At 62.9% G+C, this 15,563-nt stretch carries 13 protein-coding genes; 8 read left to right on the top strand and 5 right to left on the bottom strand.

Annotated elements, in window-relative coordinates; genetic code table 11:
* Positions 1 to 97 precede the first annotated feature (97 nt).
* A complete protein-coding gene (locus tag ACLBXN_RS16105; RefSeq protein ID WP_003072279.1) occupies positions 98 to 490 on the bottom strand; it encodes an RNA recognition motif domain-containing protein in 393 nt (130 codons plus the stop codon).
* 496 nt (positions 491 to 986) lie between these two features.
* Between ACLBXN_RS16105 and ACLBXN_RS16100 the strand changes: the two genes are divergently transcribed.
* The 5 genes from ACLBXN_RS16100 to ACLBXN_RS16080 all read left to right on the top strand — a co-directional run bounded on the left by ACLBXN_RS16100 (position 987) and on the right by ACLBXN_RS16080 (position 6,412).
* On the top strand, positions 987 to 1,556 hold the full coding sequence (locus tag ACLBXN_RS16100; protein ID WP_043004584.1) for a TMEM165/GDT1 family protein: 570 nt from the start codon (positions 987 to 989) through the stop codon (positions 1,554 to 1,556).
* Positions 1,557 to 1,774: 218 nt separating this feature from the next.
* Positions 1,775 to 2,929, top strand: coding sequence for a homoserine O-succinyltransferase MetX (gene metX, locus ACLBXN_RS16095; protein ID WP_211458215.1), 1,155 nt, complete (start codon positions 1,775 to 1,777; stop codon positions 2,927 to 2,929).
* Complete coding sequence (gene metW / locus ACLBXN_RS16090) at positions 2,926 to 3,510, top strand: methionine biosynthesis protein MetW (protein WP_043004586.1); 585 nt, start codon at positions 2,926 to 2,928, stop codon at positions 3,508 to 3,510. Before metX ends, metW begins: the two co-directional genes overlap by 4 nt.
* 363 nt (positions 3,511 to 3,873) lie before the next feature.
* Complete coding sequence (locus tag ACLBXN_RS16085; protein WP_211458216.1) at positions 3,874 to 5,367, top strand: M20 family metallopeptidase; 1,494 nt, start codon at positions 3,874 to 3,876, stop codon at positions 5,365 to 5,367.
* A gap of 169 nt (positions 5,368 to 5,536) precedes the next feature.
* Positions 5,537 to 6,412 carry an alpha/beta hydrolase gene (locus tag ACLBXN_RS16080; protein WP_447612807.1) on the top strand — a complete coding sequence of 292 codons (876 nt, stop codon included), beginning with the start codon at positions 5,537 to 5,539 and terminating at the stop codon, positions 6,410 to 6,412.
* Here ACLBXN_RS16080 and ACLBXN_RS16075 read toward each other — a convergent pair whose 3' ends face one another.
* The 3 genes from ACLBXN_RS16075 to ACLBXN_RS16065 all read right to left on the bottom strand — a co-directional run bounded on the left by ACLBXN_RS16075 (position 6,413) and on the right by ACLBXN_RS16065 (position 9,163).
* Positions 6,413 to 7,147 (bottom strand): SOS response-associated peptidase, encoded by a 735-nt coding sequence (locus ACLBXN_RS16075; RefSeq protein WP_447612806.1) that lies wholly within the window; start codon positions 7,145 to 7,147, stop codon positions 6,413 to 6,415. It abuts the gene before it with no gap.
* Between the two features lie 4 nt (positions 7,148 to 7,151).
* Complete coding sequence (locus tag ACLBXN_RS16070) at positions 7,152 to 7,892, bottom strand: 16S rRNA (uracil(1498)-N(3))-methyltransferase (RefSeq protein ID WP_407714642.1); 741 nt, start codon at positions 7,890 to 7,892, stop codon at positions 7,152 to 7,154.
* A gap of 164 nt (positions 7,893 to 8,056) precedes the next feature.
* Entirely contained in the window at positions 8,057 to 9,163 is a 1,107-nt protein-coding gene (locus ACLBXN_RS16065) for an aminoglycoside phosphotransferase family protein (protein WP_447612805.1), read from the bottom strand.
* A gap of 168 nt (positions 9,164 to 9,331) precedes the next feature.
* On the opposite strand from ACLBXN_RS16065, the gene ACLBXN_RS16060 reads away from it, so the two are divergent.
* The 3 genes from ACLBXN_RS16060 to rsmA all read left to right on the top strand — a co-directional run bounded on the left by ACLBXN_RS16060 (position 9,332) and on the right by rsmA (position 14,058).
* Positions 9,332 to 11,752 carry an LPS-assembly protein LptD gene (locus ACLBXN_RS16060; protein ID WP_447612804.1) on the top strand — a complete coding sequence of 807 codons (2,421 nt, stop codon included), beginning with the start codon at positions 9,332 to 9,334 and terminating at the stop codon, positions 11,750 to 11,752.
* Between the two features lie 14 nt (positions 11,753 to 11,766).
* Positions 11,767 to 13,194 (top strand): peptidylprolyl isomerase, encoded by a 1,428-nt coding sequence (locus tag ACLBXN_RS16055; RefSeq protein ID WP_447612803.1) that lies wholly within the window; start codon positions 11,767 to 11,769, stop codon positions 13,192 to 13,194.
* A gap of 102 nt (positions 13,195 to 13,296) precedes the next feature.
* A complete protein-coding gene (rsmA, locus tag ACLBXN_RS16050; protein WP_447612802.1) occupies positions 13,297 to 14,058 on the top strand; it encodes a 16S rRNA (adenine(1518)-N(6)/adenine(1519)-N(6))-dimethyltransferase RsmA in 762 nt (253 codons plus the stop codon).
* Between the two features lie 63 nt (positions 14,059 to 14,121).
* Here the strand turns inward: rsmA and ACLBXN_RS16045 are convergent, their stop codons facing one another.
* Positions 14,122 to 15,477, bottom strand: coding sequence for an aminotransferase class III-fold pyridoxal phosphate-dependent enzyme (locus ACLBXN_RS16045; RefSeq protein ID WP_447612801.1), 1,356 nt, complete (start codon positions 15,475 to 15,477; stop codon positions 14,122 to 14,124).
* Positions 15,478 to 15,563 lie beyond the last annotated feature (86 nt).

The following is a 15,563-nucleotide window of genomic DNA, read 5'->3' as shown; positions in this document are numbered from 1 at the left end:
GAACCAGGAAAAAAATAAATGCTCGAAAACCGCGTTGCTAACGTTTAGCAACAAAAAAAGGATCCGAAGATCCTTTTTTGTTATTGGCAATAACTGATTAGTAGCTATTGCGACGGCCGTAGCCGCCATCGCCACGGCCGCCGCCGAAGCCGCCGTCACCACGGCCACCGCCGAAACCGCCACCGCCTTCACGGCCGCCACCGAAGCCGCCGCCAAAGCCGCCGGAACGGGGAGGACGGGGTTCCATGGGACGTGCTTCGTTCACGACCAGGTCACGGCCGCCACGGTTTTGGCCGTGCAGGCCCTGGATAGCGGCTTGTGCCTCGGCATCGCTGCCCATTTCCACAAAGCCGAAGCCCTTGGAACGGCCGGTGTCGCGCTCCATCATCACCTTGGCGCTGTTCACAGTGCCGAATTCGCTGAAGCTGTCTTGCAGATCTTGGTCGCGGAAAGAGTAAGGCAGATTGCCTACGTAAAGCTTGTTGCCCATGCTGGACTCCTGAAAAAACTTGAAAACGCGATGGAGCCCTAGGGAGTCAGCCTTGGATGACAACATTAGAGACGCTAACGCACTTGCCCCCACCCAGAAATTGCTTTCCAGACAAAGACTCATGCATTATGAATCACAAGAGAAGCCGTAGTATTTCGAAAAGATCAAATTTCGTGCTTGTAACAACATTGTCCTGATGGGAGTTACCCTGAAATACAAAATTTTGAATATTCAAATAAGCAGTTGTCTTACAGGGTTAAACAGATAGAATGACGGCTTACTTTCTTTGGGGAGTAGGCCGTTCGGCAGCCAGCTGCCGGATGCATGCGTCAACAGACTTGGGTCCTCGTGACCTATGGCGCATGCGGCACAGCGTGCAATGCGCAGTGCGACTGGCCGAGACCATTGATTACGTACCGAGAAAACCTATGAAGAGATAGGCCGGAGTCGGTGCGTGATCAATGCGTTCTGGCAACTCCGGCCATCTTTCCCCATCATGGAAGCTTTCCTCATATCCACCTCCATCGTCGCCCTGGCCGAGATGGGGGACAAGACCCAACTCCTCTCATTGGTACTGGCGGCGAAGTTCCGCAAACCCCTGCCCATTGTTGCGGGCATTTTTGTGGCGACGCTGGTCAACCATGCCCTGGCCGGCGCCGTGGGCAACTGGATCACCACGGTACTCGGCCCCGATGTGCTGCGCTGGATACTGGGCGTTTCATTCATCCTCATGGCAGGCTGGATGCTGATTCCCGACAAGCTCGACGATGACGACACCGGCAATGGTGCCGGGCGCTGGGGTGTTTTTGGCACCACGCTGTTGTTGTTCTTCCTGGCCGAGATGGGTGACAAGACCCAGCTGGCCACGGTTGGCCTGGCCGCCAAGTACCCGCTGGCCTACTACTGGGTGGTGGCCGGCACCACCCTTGGCATGATGCTGGCCAATGCGCCGGTGGTGTGGTTTGGCGAGAAGATCACCAAGAAGCTGCCCATCAAGACGATTCACCGGGTGTGCGCGGTGATCTTCCTGGTCCTGGGTATCGCCGCGCTTCTGACCAAGGTATGACGCTACAGGAAATGTAGCTTTCTGCGCTGGCCCGATAGGGGATGCGGTGTTGTGACATCTGCAGCCCTCGGGCAGGCGCAGCGAATGCAGTACACTGCACTTTTCACGCGCCGATTTGCCAAAGCTTGCGGGCGCTTTATAAATCCAGCTAAAGACCCGTCCGCGAAGTGACAGTACACCGACCCGGCCTCGTTTTTAGCGATGCCGGGTTTTTTCATATGTCCTTCATCGCGACACCTCAGTTCATGCATTTTGATGAACCGCTGCCCTTGCAAAGCGGTGGTTCCATCGCCGATTACGACCTTGCCTTCGAGACCTATGGCCAGCTCAATGCCGACAAGAGCAATGCCATCGTGGTCTGTCATGCGCTCAATGCCTCCCACCATGTAGCCGGCAGCTATGAGGGCCAGCCCAAGAGCGAAGGCTGGTGGGACAACATGATCGGTCCGGGCAAGCCCGTCGATACCGACAAGTTCTTTGTCATCGGCATCAACAATCTGGGCTCCTGCTTCGGCTCTACCGGCCCCATGCACACCAACCCGGCCACGGGCAAGCCCTATGGCGCGGATTTCCCAGTGGTGACGGTGGAAGACTGGGTGGATGCGCAGGCGCGTCTGCTGGACCGGCTGGGGATTCAGACGCTGGCCGCCGTGCTGGGCGGCAGCCTGGGCGGCATGCAGGCCCTGTCTTGGTCGCTGCGCTATCCCGAGCGCATGCGCCATGCCGTGGTGGTGGCCAGCGCGCCCAATCTGAACGCCGAGAACATTGCCTTCAACGAGGTGGCGCGCCGCGCCATCGTCACCGACCCGGATTTCAACGGCGGCCATTTCTACGAGCATGGCGTGGTGCCCGCGCGCGGCCTGCGCATCGCGCGCATGGTCGGTCACATCACCTATCTCAGCGATGACGTGATGAACCAGAAGTTCGGTCGTCAGCTGCGCGACGGCCTGAAGCTCAAGTACAGCACTCAGGATGTGGAGTTCCAGATCGAGAGCTATCTGCGCTACCAGGGCGAGAAGTTCAGCGGCTACTTCGATGCCAACACCTATCTGCTCATCACGCGCGCCCTGGACTATTTCGATCCGGCGCGCTCCCATGACGGCGATCTGACCCGGGCACTGGCCGTGGCCAAGGCCCGCTTCCTGCTGGTGAGCTTCACGACGGACTGGCGCTTTGCGCCGGCGCGCAGCCGCGAGATCGTCAAGTCGCTGCTGGAGAACAACCGCGACGTCAGCTATGCCGAGATCGACGCACCCCATGGTCATGATGCGTTTTTGCTCGACGACCCGCGCTATATGAGCGTGATGCGCTCCTATTTCGAGGGCATTGCCAAGGAACTGAAGACCACCGAACGCGCAGGAGACGCCGCATGACCGAGTTGACCACCATGAAAGCCATTGCCCAGCTGGTGCCGCAGGGCGCACGCGTGCTGGACCTGGGTTGTGGCGACGGCGCGTTGCTGGAGCATCTGGTGCGCGAGCGCGGCTGCACGGGCTATGGCGTGGAGCTGGACGACGCCAATGTGCTGGCCTGTACGCGCCGCGGCGTGAACGTGCTGCAGCTCAATCTGGAGGACGGCCTGGCCATCTTCGGCGACAACAGCTTTGACGTGGTGCTGCAGATCGACACGCTGCAGCATCTTCGCAATGCCGAGGTGATGCTGCGGGAGACGGCCCGCATCGGCAAGCAGGGCGTGGTCGCCTTCCCCAATTTCGCACATTGGCAAAACCGTCTGTCCGTACTGCGCGGGCGCATGCCGGTCACGCGTCGTCTGCCCTATCAGTGGTATGACACGCCGAATATCCGCGTGGGCACCTACAAGGACTTTGAAGTGCTGGCCACCAAGAACCGCTTGCGTATTCGCGACTCCTTCGGCCTGCAGAACGGCCAGGTGGTGCGCAGCCTGCCCAATCTGCTGGCAACGACGGCGGTGTTTCACTTCGAACATGCATGATTTGCTATTAAAAAAATAGCTTATAGCGCTTATCTGCAATGAATTTTATGTCGATTGATATTGAATTTGTTATCTGATAAGCGCAATGAGCTATCAAATATGAAGTGATAACCTGGCCGGAGTGAATCGGCGCGGCGGCCTTGGCTGCCGGGCCAGGCACATGCGCTGGCCAGTGTGCTGATCATCGTCAGCGTGAATGACCCCAAAGCGGCAGAGTGCCGGCCGACCAGGCTGGCAGCCCCAATGGGGGGCGCCGGCACTGCCATGCCAATGCCTGCGGTGCAGCCACCGGCAATGGCGCACAATCATGGACATGGCGCGGGCCTGCCATGGCTCGTCGCCCCGTCACAGAAGGAGCCGACCATGAACGCACGTACTCCCGCCAATCTGCTGCAGCCCCAGGATGCGCTGCAGCACATCACCCAGCAGTGGGACCAGAGCATCGTCCCGGAGCTGACGAACTACATCACCATCCCCGCCAAGTCGCCCATGTTTGCGCCCGATTGGGAGCAGCAAGGCCATATCGCCACCGTGCTGCGCAACGCTGCGGCCTGGGTGGAAGCGCAGAAGGTGGCCGGGCTGAAGCTGGAAGTGATTCAGCAGCCGGGTCGCACGCCGCTCATCTTCTTCGAGGTGGAAGGCACGGCCGAGAAGGCCTCGACCAGCCCCACGGTGCTGATGTACGGCCACCTCGACAAGCAACCCGAGTTCGAAGGCTGGCGCAACGATCTGGGTCCCTGGACGCCCAAGTACGAAGACGGCAAGCTCTATGGCCGTGGTGGAGCCGATGACGGCTATGCGGTCTATGCCAGCGTGGCGGCGATTCAGGAGCTCAAGCGCCAGAACGTGCCCCATCCGCGCATCGTGGCCATCATCGAGACCTGCGAGGAAAGCGGCTCGGCCGATCTGCTGCCCTATGTGGATGCCTTGCGCCCGCGCCTGGGCGATGTGGGCCTGGTGATCTGTCTGGACAGCGGTGCCGGCAACTACGACCAGCTGTGGCTGACCACCAGCCTGCGCGGCATGGCCAGCGGCACGCTCAAGGTGCAGATCCTCACCGAGGGCGTGCACTCGGGCGATGCCTCGGGCGTGGTGCCCTCGTCCTTTCGCATCATGCGTCAGGTGCTGGACCGTCTCGAGGACAGCAAGAACGGCCGCGTGCTGCCGCAGAGCTTTCACTGCGAGGTGCCAGACGAGCGCATGGCACAGATCCGCGCCACGGCGGAGATCCTCGGCGAGGATGCCTATGCGCGCTTTCCCTGGGCGCATTACGACTGCGGCGGCTCGGCCCGTGTGTCCCTGCCCACGACCACCGACCCGGTCCAGGCCCTGGTGCGCCGCACCTGGGAGCCCACGCTGAGCGTGACCGGTGTGGAGGGCATGCCCAATCTGCAAAATGCCGGCAATGTGCTGCGTCCCTACACGGCCTTCAAGCTCAGCCTGCGGCTGCCGCCGCTGGTCGATGCCGCAGCTTGCGTGCAGGAGATGAAGGCCCTGCTGGAGGACAACGCGCCCTATGAGGCCAGGGTGACCTGGGAAGGCCTGTCCAGCTCGAGTGGCTGGAATGCCCCGGGCATGGACGGCTGGTTCGAGAATGCGCTCAATGCCGCCAGCCGGGCCCATTTCGGCGCCGGTTGCGGCTATATCGGCCAGGGCGGCACGATTCCGCTGATGAATATGCTGAGCAAGGGCTTCCCCAAGGCGCAGATGATGGTCTGCGGCGTGCTGGGCCCCAAGAGTAATGCTCACGGTCCCAACGAGTTCCTCCATGTGCCCTATGCCAAGAAGCTCACGGCTTCGGTGGCCGAGGTGATTGCCGCCATGGCCCGTCATCAGACCGAGGCTGCACAGGCCTGATGCAAGTATCGAGAGCACAGCCGCTGGCGATGGTCGCCAAAGCTTCCGGCGCTCTCTTCCTTGATAACAACGTGACCGGTCGCCATGGCCGGACCGGGGACTGCCACGGTTGACGTGCGCTGGCGGCGGCTGCATCCTGCAAGCTCTTGCCAGCCTGATGAGATCGTGCATGACGCCCACCGATTCCAGTACCCATCCGCCCCGGCTGCTGCATATGGCCGCATCGGACGCCACCCAGCTTGCGCTGCGCGACTGGCCGCTGGCGTCGGGCGTCAAGTCCCGTGCCCAGGTGCTGCTGGTGCACGGCCTGGGCGAGCACAGCGGACGCTATGCCGCACTGGCGCAGCGGCTCAACGAGCTGGGCTTTGCGGTGCGGGCCTATGACCAGTACGGCCACGGCCTGTCGGGCGGGCCGCAGGGCGGCCTGACCAGCGATATGCGCTTGCTCGACGATCTGGCGGTGGTGCTGGACGCTACCCGTGCAGCCATGCCCAAGCATCAGCCCTTGGTGCTGCTGGGGCACAGTCTGGGTGGACTGGTGGCGGCGGATTTTGTTGCGTCCGGCCTGCGTCATGTGGATGGACTGGTGCTGTCCTCTCCGGCGCTGGCCCTGCATCTGTCGGGAGTGCAGAAGGCGCTGGTGGCGAGCCTGCCCAGACTGCTGCCCAATTTGCGCGTGGCCAATGGCGTGCAGTCCGCGCATCTCTCGCATGATCCCGCAGTAGCGCTGGCCTATGACGCCGATGCACTGCAGCACAGACGCATCAGCGCCCGGCTGGCGCGCTATATGGCCGAGGCCGGCCGCCATGTGCTGTCCAAGGCGCCAGCCTGGTGCGTGCCCACGCTGCTGCTGTGGGCGGGCGAGGACAAGCTGGTCAACCCGGCCGGCAGTGCGGCCTTTGCCGCCCAGGCTCCGGGCGATCTGGTGCAGGCCAAGTGTTTCGAGGCGGCCTATCACGAGATCTTCAACGAGAGCCCCGAGCTGGCAGCCTCCGTGTTTGCGCGGCTCGAGCAGTGGCTGGAACAGCAGTTTCCAGCCCCCTGATTACCACTGCTGTGGCGGCTGTTTGCGGCCTTTTTCCACGGGGTTGGCACGCAGTTTTTCCGCCGGGTAGGGGCGCAGAAACTCCTTGGCCTTGTTGACCTTGGCATTGAGCCAGGCGTCGTATGCGCCTTCGTTGAGGATGGCTGGCATGGCCTTGTCGTTGCCGGGCTGGCCGTAACGGTTCATCAGCGCATGGGCATTGGCATTGATGGTGATGAGGGCATAGCTGACGATGACCTCACCGTCCTCGCCCACCCAGCGTGCCCAGACACCGGCGGCGCCCATGGGCTGGTTGTCCACACGGGTGATGCGTGTGGGCAGGGGCTTGCCGGGGCGCAGGTCGTCGACCTGAAAGGACTGCAGCGGCACGATGCAGCGCTGGCCGGCCAGCCAGGCATCGCGGAACGCTGTTCCAGTGGTCAGGTTGTCTATCTTTGCGTTCACCAGCTTGAGCGCGCGCAGGCGGCCGTCAGACGCCGACTTCACCCAGTGCGGCACCAGACCGAAGCTGGCAGGCACCAGCACCCGCTCCACAGGCAGTGCAGGCGCTCCTTCTTCGGGAGCTATAAACGTTCGGCCCAGCAGCGCTGCAGAGGATTCTGCGGCTGCATTGACGATGATGAGACCCATGCGCCTTGGGGTCAGCACGGCCTCGGGCAGAGACTCGGGGGCCTCCACGCGAAAGCTCTGCGTATAAAACTCGGGCTTGGCCAGAGAGAGGTGACAGCTGCTCATTGATTTACTCCAGGGCCAGCAGGGACAGGGCGGCAACAGATGCCGTTTCAGCGCGCAGCACGCGGGAGCCTAGGCTGGCAGGTTTCCAGCCCTGCTCCAGGGCCCAGTCTTCTTCCTGGGCGGTCAGACCCCCTTCGGGGCCATGCAATACCCAGACTGCCTGGGCATCCCCTGCGGCGGTACGCAGCGGCTGATTGCCTTCGCGCAGCGACAGCACCAGACGCGCCGCATCGGCCGCTGCTGCCTGCTGGCTGCGCAGCCAGTCGGCCAGCGACTGGGGTGCGTGAATCACGGGCACCTGGTTGCGGCCGCATTGCTCGCAGGCCGAGACGGCAATTGATTGCCAGCGCTCGATCTTCTTGTCGGCGCGGTCGCCCTTGAGTTTGAGCACGCTGCGCGCCGCCATTACGGGCTGAATGCTGGCCACGCCCAGCTCGGTGGCTTTTTCCACCAGCCAGTCCATGCGCTCATTGGCAGGCATGCCCACAACGAGGTGTACGGCACGGGCGGCTTCACGCTCGACCGGGCTGTGGCTGTCCACGCGCACGCCGACATCGCTGCGGCCCATATGGGTGATAGTGGCTTGAAACTCGCCACCGGTAAAACCGTTGCCGGTCTGGCCCTCGAACAGGGTGATGACATCGCCGGGCTGGTGGCGCAGCACCTGCACATGGCGGGCAGCACCTGCAGGCAGGTCCAGCTCGTTGCCAAGATGCAAAGGGATAGGGCAGTGATAGCGCGGCATAGGGAGAATTGATATTTGTTACTTGTGGTTAGAGCTGCTTCGCAGCCTTTAAAACTGGCGCACTCTAATCCATGGACACCGCGCAAGGGCCGCCCCGCCGCGCCGGTGTCGTCCTCCTCCGCGAAGCGAGAGAGGGGGAAGCCGCAAAGCGGCTCAGGGGGTATCTACATTCTTCCGTAGGCGTAACCCACCTGCGTCTGGATACCCTCGATCTCGTCGATCAATTTGAGGAACGGGCCCAGTGCGCGATAGCGGTTGCAGGTGGAGCGGATGTAGTGGATGAAACGTGGCGCATCGGCCAGGTATTTGGGCTTGCCGTCGCGCAGTGTCAGGCGCGCAAAGATACCCGCAACCTTGAGGTGGCGCTGCAGACCCATCCATTCAACCCCACGGTAGAACTCGCCGAAGTCGTCGCCCCAGCCGCTGGCGCTGTTGGCGCCCACCAGACCGGCCTTGCGGGCCTTTTCCCAGTAACGGATGGTGATGTCGATGATGAAGTCCTCTTCCCAGCTGATGAAGGCATCACGCAGCAAGCTGGCGATGTCATAGGTGATGGGGCCGTAGACGGCATCCTGAAAGTCCAGCACGCCCAGGGGTGCGCCGCTGACTACAGGCTGCATCAGGTTGCGCATCATGAAGTCACGGTGCACATAGACGCAGGGAGCCTGCAGATTGTGGGCGACGATCTGATCGAAGGTCTTGCCGAGCAGGGCCTGCTGCTTGTCGTCCAGCGTGAACTGACGGTGCTTGGCGATGTACCAGTCGGGAAACAGCTGTAGCTCGCGGCGCAGCAGGGCTTCGTCATAGAGCGGCAAGGCTCCGGCATTGCCGGCCTTGGAGGCCAGCTGCCAGTCCAGCAGGACCTCGACTGCGGAGCGGTACCAGGCTTCGGCATCCTGGGGCTTTTCGGGGTTCAGAGCCTCGATGACGGTCTGGCCGCCCAGGTCGCTCAGCAGCATGAAGCCATGGCCGGCGTCCCAGTCCAGAATCTGCGGCACGCACAGGCCGGCCTGGCTCATCAGGCCCTGAACCTTGGCAAAGGGCGTGCAATCTTCCTTGTCGGGCGGCGCGTCCATGACGATCAGGCTGCTGCCATCGCTGCGATCCAGGCGCAGATAGCGGCGAAAGCTGGCATCGGCCGAAGCGGGGCGCAGGGTTGCGGGAAGCAGCTGGTGCTTTTCAGCCAGCGGTGCCAGCCAGGCGTCGAATGCGGCGTGGCGGGCAGAATCTGCCCAGGCAACGCCAACTGTGGGGGTGATAGGAGCGGTCATGGATAATCGGATTTTACAAACCGATGCCGCCGCATCTGTGGACAGTGGTGCTAGGCTCTCGGTTTTCTGTTGACGTGTGCCCGGGCACGCGCGCTTTTGACGTTCAAGATCATCGTGCAATCCCCATCCCATCCGCGAGATTTCCTACCTGTCCGCTCTGCCCGTCCGATGCGGGCGGGAACCGCCCGGCCGGTGATTCGTCCTCTGGCATGGGCTGTGGCACTGGCATGGGCGGGCGCTGGCATGCAGGTCCATGCCCAGTCTGCCGAAACGAGCGGATCGTCCTCCTCCAGCGTCGCGGGCGAGTTGCCGGCCCTGGAGCTCAAGTCCAGCAGCGCGCTGCAAGAAAGCTACCCGCAGGAGGTGCGCGACCAGCAGCCCACCTATATCAAGGGTGACAGCCTCTCCGGCCAGCCCGATATCAAGGCCTCGGTCCATGGCGAGGCCGAGCTGCGCCGTGGCGACACCATGATCCGTGCGGACAAGCTGGACTACGCGGTTCCGGATGACAGGATCAACGCCGTGGGCTCGGTCCATATCAACCAGGCCGGCAATGTCTACGAGGGCACGGCGCTGGATCTGCAGATGGATGCCTTCAAGGGCCAGTTCGACAATGCCAACTATCGCTTTCTGGCCACCGGCGGCCATGGCGAGTCGTCGCGCGTGGATTTCATCGACAAGAGCCGTTCGGTGGTCCATGACGCCACCTACACCACCTGCCAGCGCGATGACGAGGCCAGCTGGGAGCCGGCCTGGGTGCTGGAAGCCAAGACCATTCACCTGGACATGGCCGAAGAGGTGGGCGTGGCCGAGGGCGCGTCCCTGAAGTTCAAGGGCGTGACCGTCCTGCCCGTGCCGCGCATGAGCTTTCCGCTCTCGGACAAGCGCAAATCGGGCCTGCTGCCGCCCATGATTGGCATGGACAAGCTCGGCGGCATCGAGTATTCGCAGCCTTATTACTGGAATATCGCCCCCAACCGCGATATGACCATCACGCCCACGCTGATGACCAAGCGCGGCGTGAACCTGACGGGACAGTTCCGCTATCTGGAGCCCAGCTACTCGGGCGAGACCTATGCCAGCTACATGCCGGGCGACAATCTGCGCAACCGGGATCGCTGGGGCTATTCCTGGCAGCATCGCGCAAGCTTTGACACGCCGATTGGCGGTCTGGGGCTGAACCTCAACCTGAACCGCGTCAGCGACGGCGACTACTGGCGTGACTTTCGCCTGGCGCCCGTGGCGTTGCGCCAGCGCCTGCTGCCCAGCACGGCCAATCTGAGCTGGGCCAAGGGCGATGGGGTGCTGAGCCTCAATGTGCTGCGCTATCAGGTGCAGCAGGATGTAACTTCGCCGATTGCGCCGCCCTACAGCATGGTGCCGCAGCTGCAGTACCGCTATACGCCGCTGGATCTGCCGCATGGGCTGGATTTCTCCGTGGTGGCCGACACCACGCGTTTCGAGCTGATTCGCCCCATCACGGGCCAGGTGGGCAACAACGGCCAGCGCAGCTATGTGCAGGCGCAGCTGAGCCAGCCATTCCTGTCGCCTGGTGCCTTCATCACGCCCAAGCTGATGCTGCATACGGCCATGTATCAGACCGATCAGCTGATGAGCAACGGCAGCAAGAGCGCCAACCGCACTCTGCCCACCTTCAGCCTGGACAGCGGCCTGATCTTCGAGCGCGACACCTCGTGGTTCGGCAAGAACCTGCTGCAGACCTTCGAGCCCCGGGCCTTCTATACCTATACGCCTTATCGCGACCAGAGCATGCTGCCGCTCTATGACACGGGGCGCAGCGACTTCAACTTCGCGAGTATTTTTTCCGAGAACGACTATGTCGGTCAGGACCGCATTGCCGACAACCATCTGGTGACCCTGGGCGCGACTTCGCGCTTCATCGACCCCGAAAGCGGTGCCGAGAAGCTCAAGTTCGCCGTGGCCCAGCGTGTGCGCCTGTCCGACCAGCGTGTGCTGCTGCCCGGAGAGGTGGCCGCCACCAGCAAGCTTTCCGACATCTTGCTGGGCGCGGCCTTCAACTGGACCGACAAGTGGTCTCTGGAAGGCACGACCCAGTACAACAAGGACTTGAACCGCACGGTCCGTACCACGGCCACGGCGCGTTACAGCCCGGGCAACTATCGCACCTTCAACATCGGCTACCGCACGCAGCTGGATACGGTCACCAAGAAGCCGTCCAGCGAGCTGGTGGATGTGGGTTGGCAATGGCCGATCAACGATCTCTGGGGCGACAAGGGCAAGGATCTGGGCGCCGGTCGCGGTCAGGGTGGCGGTCGTTGGTATGCCGTGGGCCGCCTCAACTACTCCATCAAGGACAACAAGCTGGTGGATACCGTGGTCGGCTTCGAATACGACGGTTGCTGCTGGATTGGCCGAGTGGTGCTGGAGCGTCTGCAAAGCTCGGTCATCCAGTCCAATCTGCGTCTGCTGTTCCAGATGGAGTTCGTGGGCTTCTCGCGCCTGAGCTTTGGTGCCGACCCCACCTCCAGTCTCAAGCAGAATGTGCCGCGCTACCAATATTTGCGTGAGGCGGTGACTCCGCCCAGCCGCTTTACCAATTACGATTAATCAAGGCTTTTTTCATGCGTTTTTTCTCCAAGACATCCAATGCATGTGCTGTTGCCGTAGCACTGGCTGTAATGGCTGCCGGTGTGCAGGCCCAGGGTCTGAAGAGCCCCGGCAGCAAGGCCAAGGCCGGCAATGACTCCTCCGTCTCGCGCGCACTGGAGGCCACGGCACAGCCCTCGGGGCGCCAGGCTCCAACAGCCGCGCAGGGAGTTCGTTCGGCCGACTACATCGTGGCCGTGGTCAATTCCGAGCCCATCACCAACAACGAGGTGCGTGCGCGCATGGCGCGTGTGGCGCAGAACGTGACCGAGCAGGGCGGCCAGCTTCCGTCTCAGAGCGAGCTGGCCCGACAGGTGCTGGAGCGCCTGATTGTCGAGCGCGTGCAGTTGCAGGAAGCCAAGGACACGGGCATCAATGTCGACAACCTGGCCGTGGACCAGGCCGTGGCCAATGTGGCTCGCCAGAACAGCACCGACAAGGCCGGCCTGGTGTCGCGCCTGAGGGCAGAAGGCATTTCCGAAGCGCAGTTCCGTGCGGAAATCCGCAGCCAGATGCTGATGCAGCGCGTGCGCGAGCGTGACGTGGACGGCCGCGTCAAGGTCACGGAAGCCGATATCGACCGCTATCTCAAGGAGCAAAAGCGCCCCGGCGAGGCGGCTGCGGGTGCCGCCGCCAATCTCGGCCATATCCTGATCACCGTGCCTGAAAACGCCAGCCCGGCCGTAGTGGCGGAGCGCGAGGCCAAGGCCAAGCAGGCCGCAGAAGCGGCGCGCAAGAACCCCGACTTCATCGCTGCCGTGCGCGAGTTCTCGGATGTGCCCAATGGCCAGGGCGGCGGCGCCATGGGCATGCGCGCCATGAGCGACTACCCCGAGCTGTTTGTCCAGCAGGTGGGCAATGCCGCGGTCGGCGCCATCGTCGGCCCGTTCCGTTCGGGTGCTGGTTTCCACGTGCTCAAGGTGCTGGAGAAGTCCCAGTCCGGTGCGCCCGTGTACATCACGCAGAATCACGCCCGCCATATCCTGCTGACCGTAGGTGAGGGCATGACCGAAGCGCAGGCGGCCAAGCGTCTGGAGGACTACAAGCGTCGCGTGGAAGCCGGTCAGGCCACCTTCCAGCAACTGGCGCAGGAGTTCTCCAAGGACGGCAGCGCCCGCAATGGCGGTGATCTGGGCTGGTCCTCGCCAGGTCAGTTCGTGCCCGAGTTCGAGCGCGTGCTCGACAGCCTCCAGCCCGGCCAGATCAGCAACCCCGTGGTGTCGCGGTTCGGCGTGCACCTGATTCAGCTGATCGAGCGTCGCCAGGAAAAGCTCACCGAACGCGAACAGCGCGAAATGGTGCGCAACGTGGTGCGCGAGCGCAAGGCCGAGCAGGACTACGAAACCTGGCTCAAGGAGCTGCGCGGCAAGGCCTTTGTGGAATACCGCGAGCCACCCCAATAAGCCCATTCAATCCGCTTGAGTGCCCGGTAGTGTCATCATTGCGCACCGGGCATCGGAGCTCCCCCCCATTCCAAGCGGTGCCCAGGCACCGCTTTCGCATTCATGAAACATATTCCCCGCAAGCGCTTCGGCCAGAACTTCCTGACCGACGGCGCCATCATCGACAACATCGTCCAGGCCATCGATCCCAAGGCGGGCGAACCCATGGTCGAGATCGGCCCCGGCCTGATGGCACTGTCCCAGCCCCTGGTCGAGCGCCTGGGAAAGCTCACCGTGATCGAGCTGGACCGCGACCTGGCGGCCCGTCTGCGTCTGCGCGACGATCTCGATGTGGTCGAGTCCGACGTGCTCAAGGTGGACTTCCGTGCGCTGGCTGCGCGTCTGGGTGTGGCCAAGCTGCGTGTGGTCGGCAATCTGCCCTACAACATCTCCAGCCCCATTCTTTTTCATCTGCTGGAGCAGGTGGATGTGGTGCAGGACCAGCATTTCATGCTGCAAAAGGAAGTCATCGACCGCATGGTGGCCGACGCCGGCACCTCGGCCTACGGCCGTCTGTCGGTGATGCTGCAATGGCGCTACGCCATGGAGGATGTGCTGTTCGTGCCGCCGGGCAGCTTCAATCCGCCTCCCAAGGTGGACAGCGCCGTGGTGCGCATGGTCCCGCGCGAGCAGCCTGCGGATCTCGATCCCAAGCTGCTGGAAGAGCTGGTGCAGGTCGCTTTCAGTCAGCGCCGCAAGATCTTGCGCAACACCCTGGGCAAGTGGCTGGAAGCCAAGGGTTTTGCGGGCGAGTTCGATCTGCAGCGCCGCGCGGAGGAAGTGCCGGTCGCCGAATTCGAAGCTCTGGCGGCACAGCTTTCCTGAATTGAGATAAAAAAGGCTTCAATCACTTACGGGGTAAGCGATTGAGGCTATTGATTTCATAGTTCAATCGGTGGCCTGTAGCGCATCGCCGAGTGCATTGATCAGCCGCTCGATCTCGGCCTGCTCGCTGATGAACGGCGGTGCCAGCTGAATCGTGTCGCCGCCGTAGCGCACATAAAAGCCGGCCTCCCAGCATTTCATGGCGATCTCGTAAGGGCGTCTGGCGGGCTCGCCGGGCAGAGGGGCGATCGTGATGCCCGCCGCCAGGCCGATATTGCGGACGTCCAGCACATGCCTGGCGCCCTTGAGACTGTGCACGGCCTGCTCGAAAAAGGGTGACAGCGCGCGCACACGGCCCGGGCCGTCTTCCCGCTCCAGCAGATCCAGTGCCGCAATGCCTGCCGCGCAGGCCACGGGATGGGCCGAATAGGTATAGCCGTGGGCAAATTCCAGCATGTACTCCGGCCCTCCGGCTGCCATGAACTGCTCATAGATGGCGGGCGAGACCACGCAGGCTCCCAGCGGCTGGGCGCCATTGCTGACCTGCTTGGCGATATTCATGATGTCCGGCGTCACGCCAAAGGCCTCTGCCGCCGTCATTGCTCCGAGGCGTCCAAAGCCGGTGATGACCTCGTCGAAGATCAGCAGGATGTCGTGCTGGGTGCAGATTTCGCGCAAACGCTGCAGATAGCCGGCGGGGGGAATCACCACCCCGCCCGAGCCTGACATGGGCTCCACGATCACGGCGGCGATATTGCTGGCGTCATGCAGGGCGATCAGATCGAGCAACCGGTCTGCCAGGGCGCGGCCATCGGTCTGGGGCTGGCCCTTGAAGAACGAACCGGGTGGCGGCTGGGTGTGCGGCAGATGGTCGGCTTCGATCCCCTGGCCGAACATCTTGCGGTTGCCCCCCATGCCGCCCACCGAGATGCCGCCAAAGTTCACGCCGTGATAGCCCTTCTCGCGCCCGATCAGCCGGGTCTTGCTGCCCAGGCCCCTGGCGCGCCAGTAGGCGCGCGCCATCTTCAGCGAGGTGTCGGCGGCTTCCGAGCCCGAGCCGGTGAAGAACACATGCTCAAGCCCCTGCGGCATCAGTGCCACGATGCGGTTGGCCAGCGCGAACGAAGCCGGGTGGCCGAACTGGAAGGCGGGAGCGTAGTCGAGCTGCAGCGCGGCCTGTCCAATGGCCTCGGCGATCTCGCGGCGGCCATGACCCAGACCCGAGCACCACAGGCCCGAGAGGCCGTCGAAAATGCGCCGGCCGTCGGCATCGCTGTAGTAGGCGCCCTGTGCGCCGGTGATGATCCGGGGCCTAGCCTTGAAGTTGCGGTTGCCGGTGAACGGCATCCAGTGGGCGCTCAGCCATTGTTCGTCATGGCGGTTGAGGTCTGCGGATGTCTGGGGGTCTGCAAGCTGCATGGGAACTCCTTGGATTCCCGGCCATTGTTGGCCCTGGCCCCGGTTTGGCAAATAGCCGCAAACCCATGGGCGGAAGGCCGAATTGG

The sequence above is a fragment of the Comamonas sp. C24C genome (assembly GCF_053345995.1).
Note: the sequence above shows the minus strand (reverse complement) of the source record. Positions and strands in the feature narration are given on the sequence as shown.

Coding starts and splice junctions, on each gene's coding strand:
- ACLBXN_RS16070 (WP_407714642.1), bottom strand. CDS start 7,892: ATGCCGCGCTATCACTGCCCTATCCCTTTGCATCTTGGCAACGAGCTG.
- metX (WP_211458215.1), top strand. CDS start 1,775: ATGTCCTTCATCGCGACACCTCAGTTCATGCATTTTGATGAACCGCTG.
- metW (WP_043004586.1), top strand. CDS start 2,926: ATGACCGAGTTGACCACCATGAAAGCCATTGCCCAGCTGGTGCCGCAG.
- ACLBXN_RS16075 (WP_447612806.1), bottom strand. CDS start 7,147: ATGAGCAGCTGTCACCTCTCTCTGGCCAAGCCCGAGTTTTATACGCAG.
- ACLBXN_RS16060 (WP_447612804.1), top strand. CDS start 9,332: ATGCGGGCGGGAACCGCCCGGCCGGTGATTCGTCCTCTGGCATGGGCT.
- ACLBXN_RS16100 (WP_043004584.1), top strand. CDS start 987: ATGGAAGCTTTCCTCATATCCACCTCCATCGTCGCCCTGGCCGAGATG.
- ACLBXN_RS16065 (WP_447612805.1), bottom strand. CDS start 9,163: ATGACCGCTCCTATCACCCCCACAGTTGGCGTTGCCTGGGCAGATTCT.
- ACLBXN_RS16055 (WP_447612803.1), top strand. CDS start 11,767: ATGCGTTTTTTCTCCAAGACATCCAATGCATGTGCTGTTGCCGTAGCA.
- ACLBXN_RS16080 (WP_447612807.1), top strand. CDS start 5,537: ATGACGCCCACCGATTCCAGTACCCATCCGCCCCGGCTGCTGCATATG.
- ACLBXN_RS16085 (WP_211458216.1), top strand. CDS start 3,874: ATGAACGCACGTACTCCCGCCAATCTGCTGCAGCCCCAGGATGCGCTG.
- ACLBXN_RS16105 (WP_003072279.1), bottom strand. CDS start 490: ATGGGCAACAAGCTTTACGTAGGCAATCTGCCTTACTCTTTCCGCGAC.
- rsmA (WP_447612802.1), top strand. CDS start 13,297: ATGAAACATATTCCCCGCAAGCGCTTCGGCCAGAACTTCCTGACCGAC.
- ACLBXN_RS16045 (WP_447612801.1), bottom strand. CDS start 15,477: ATGCAGCTTGCAGACCCCCAGACATCCGCAGACCTCAACCGCCATGAC.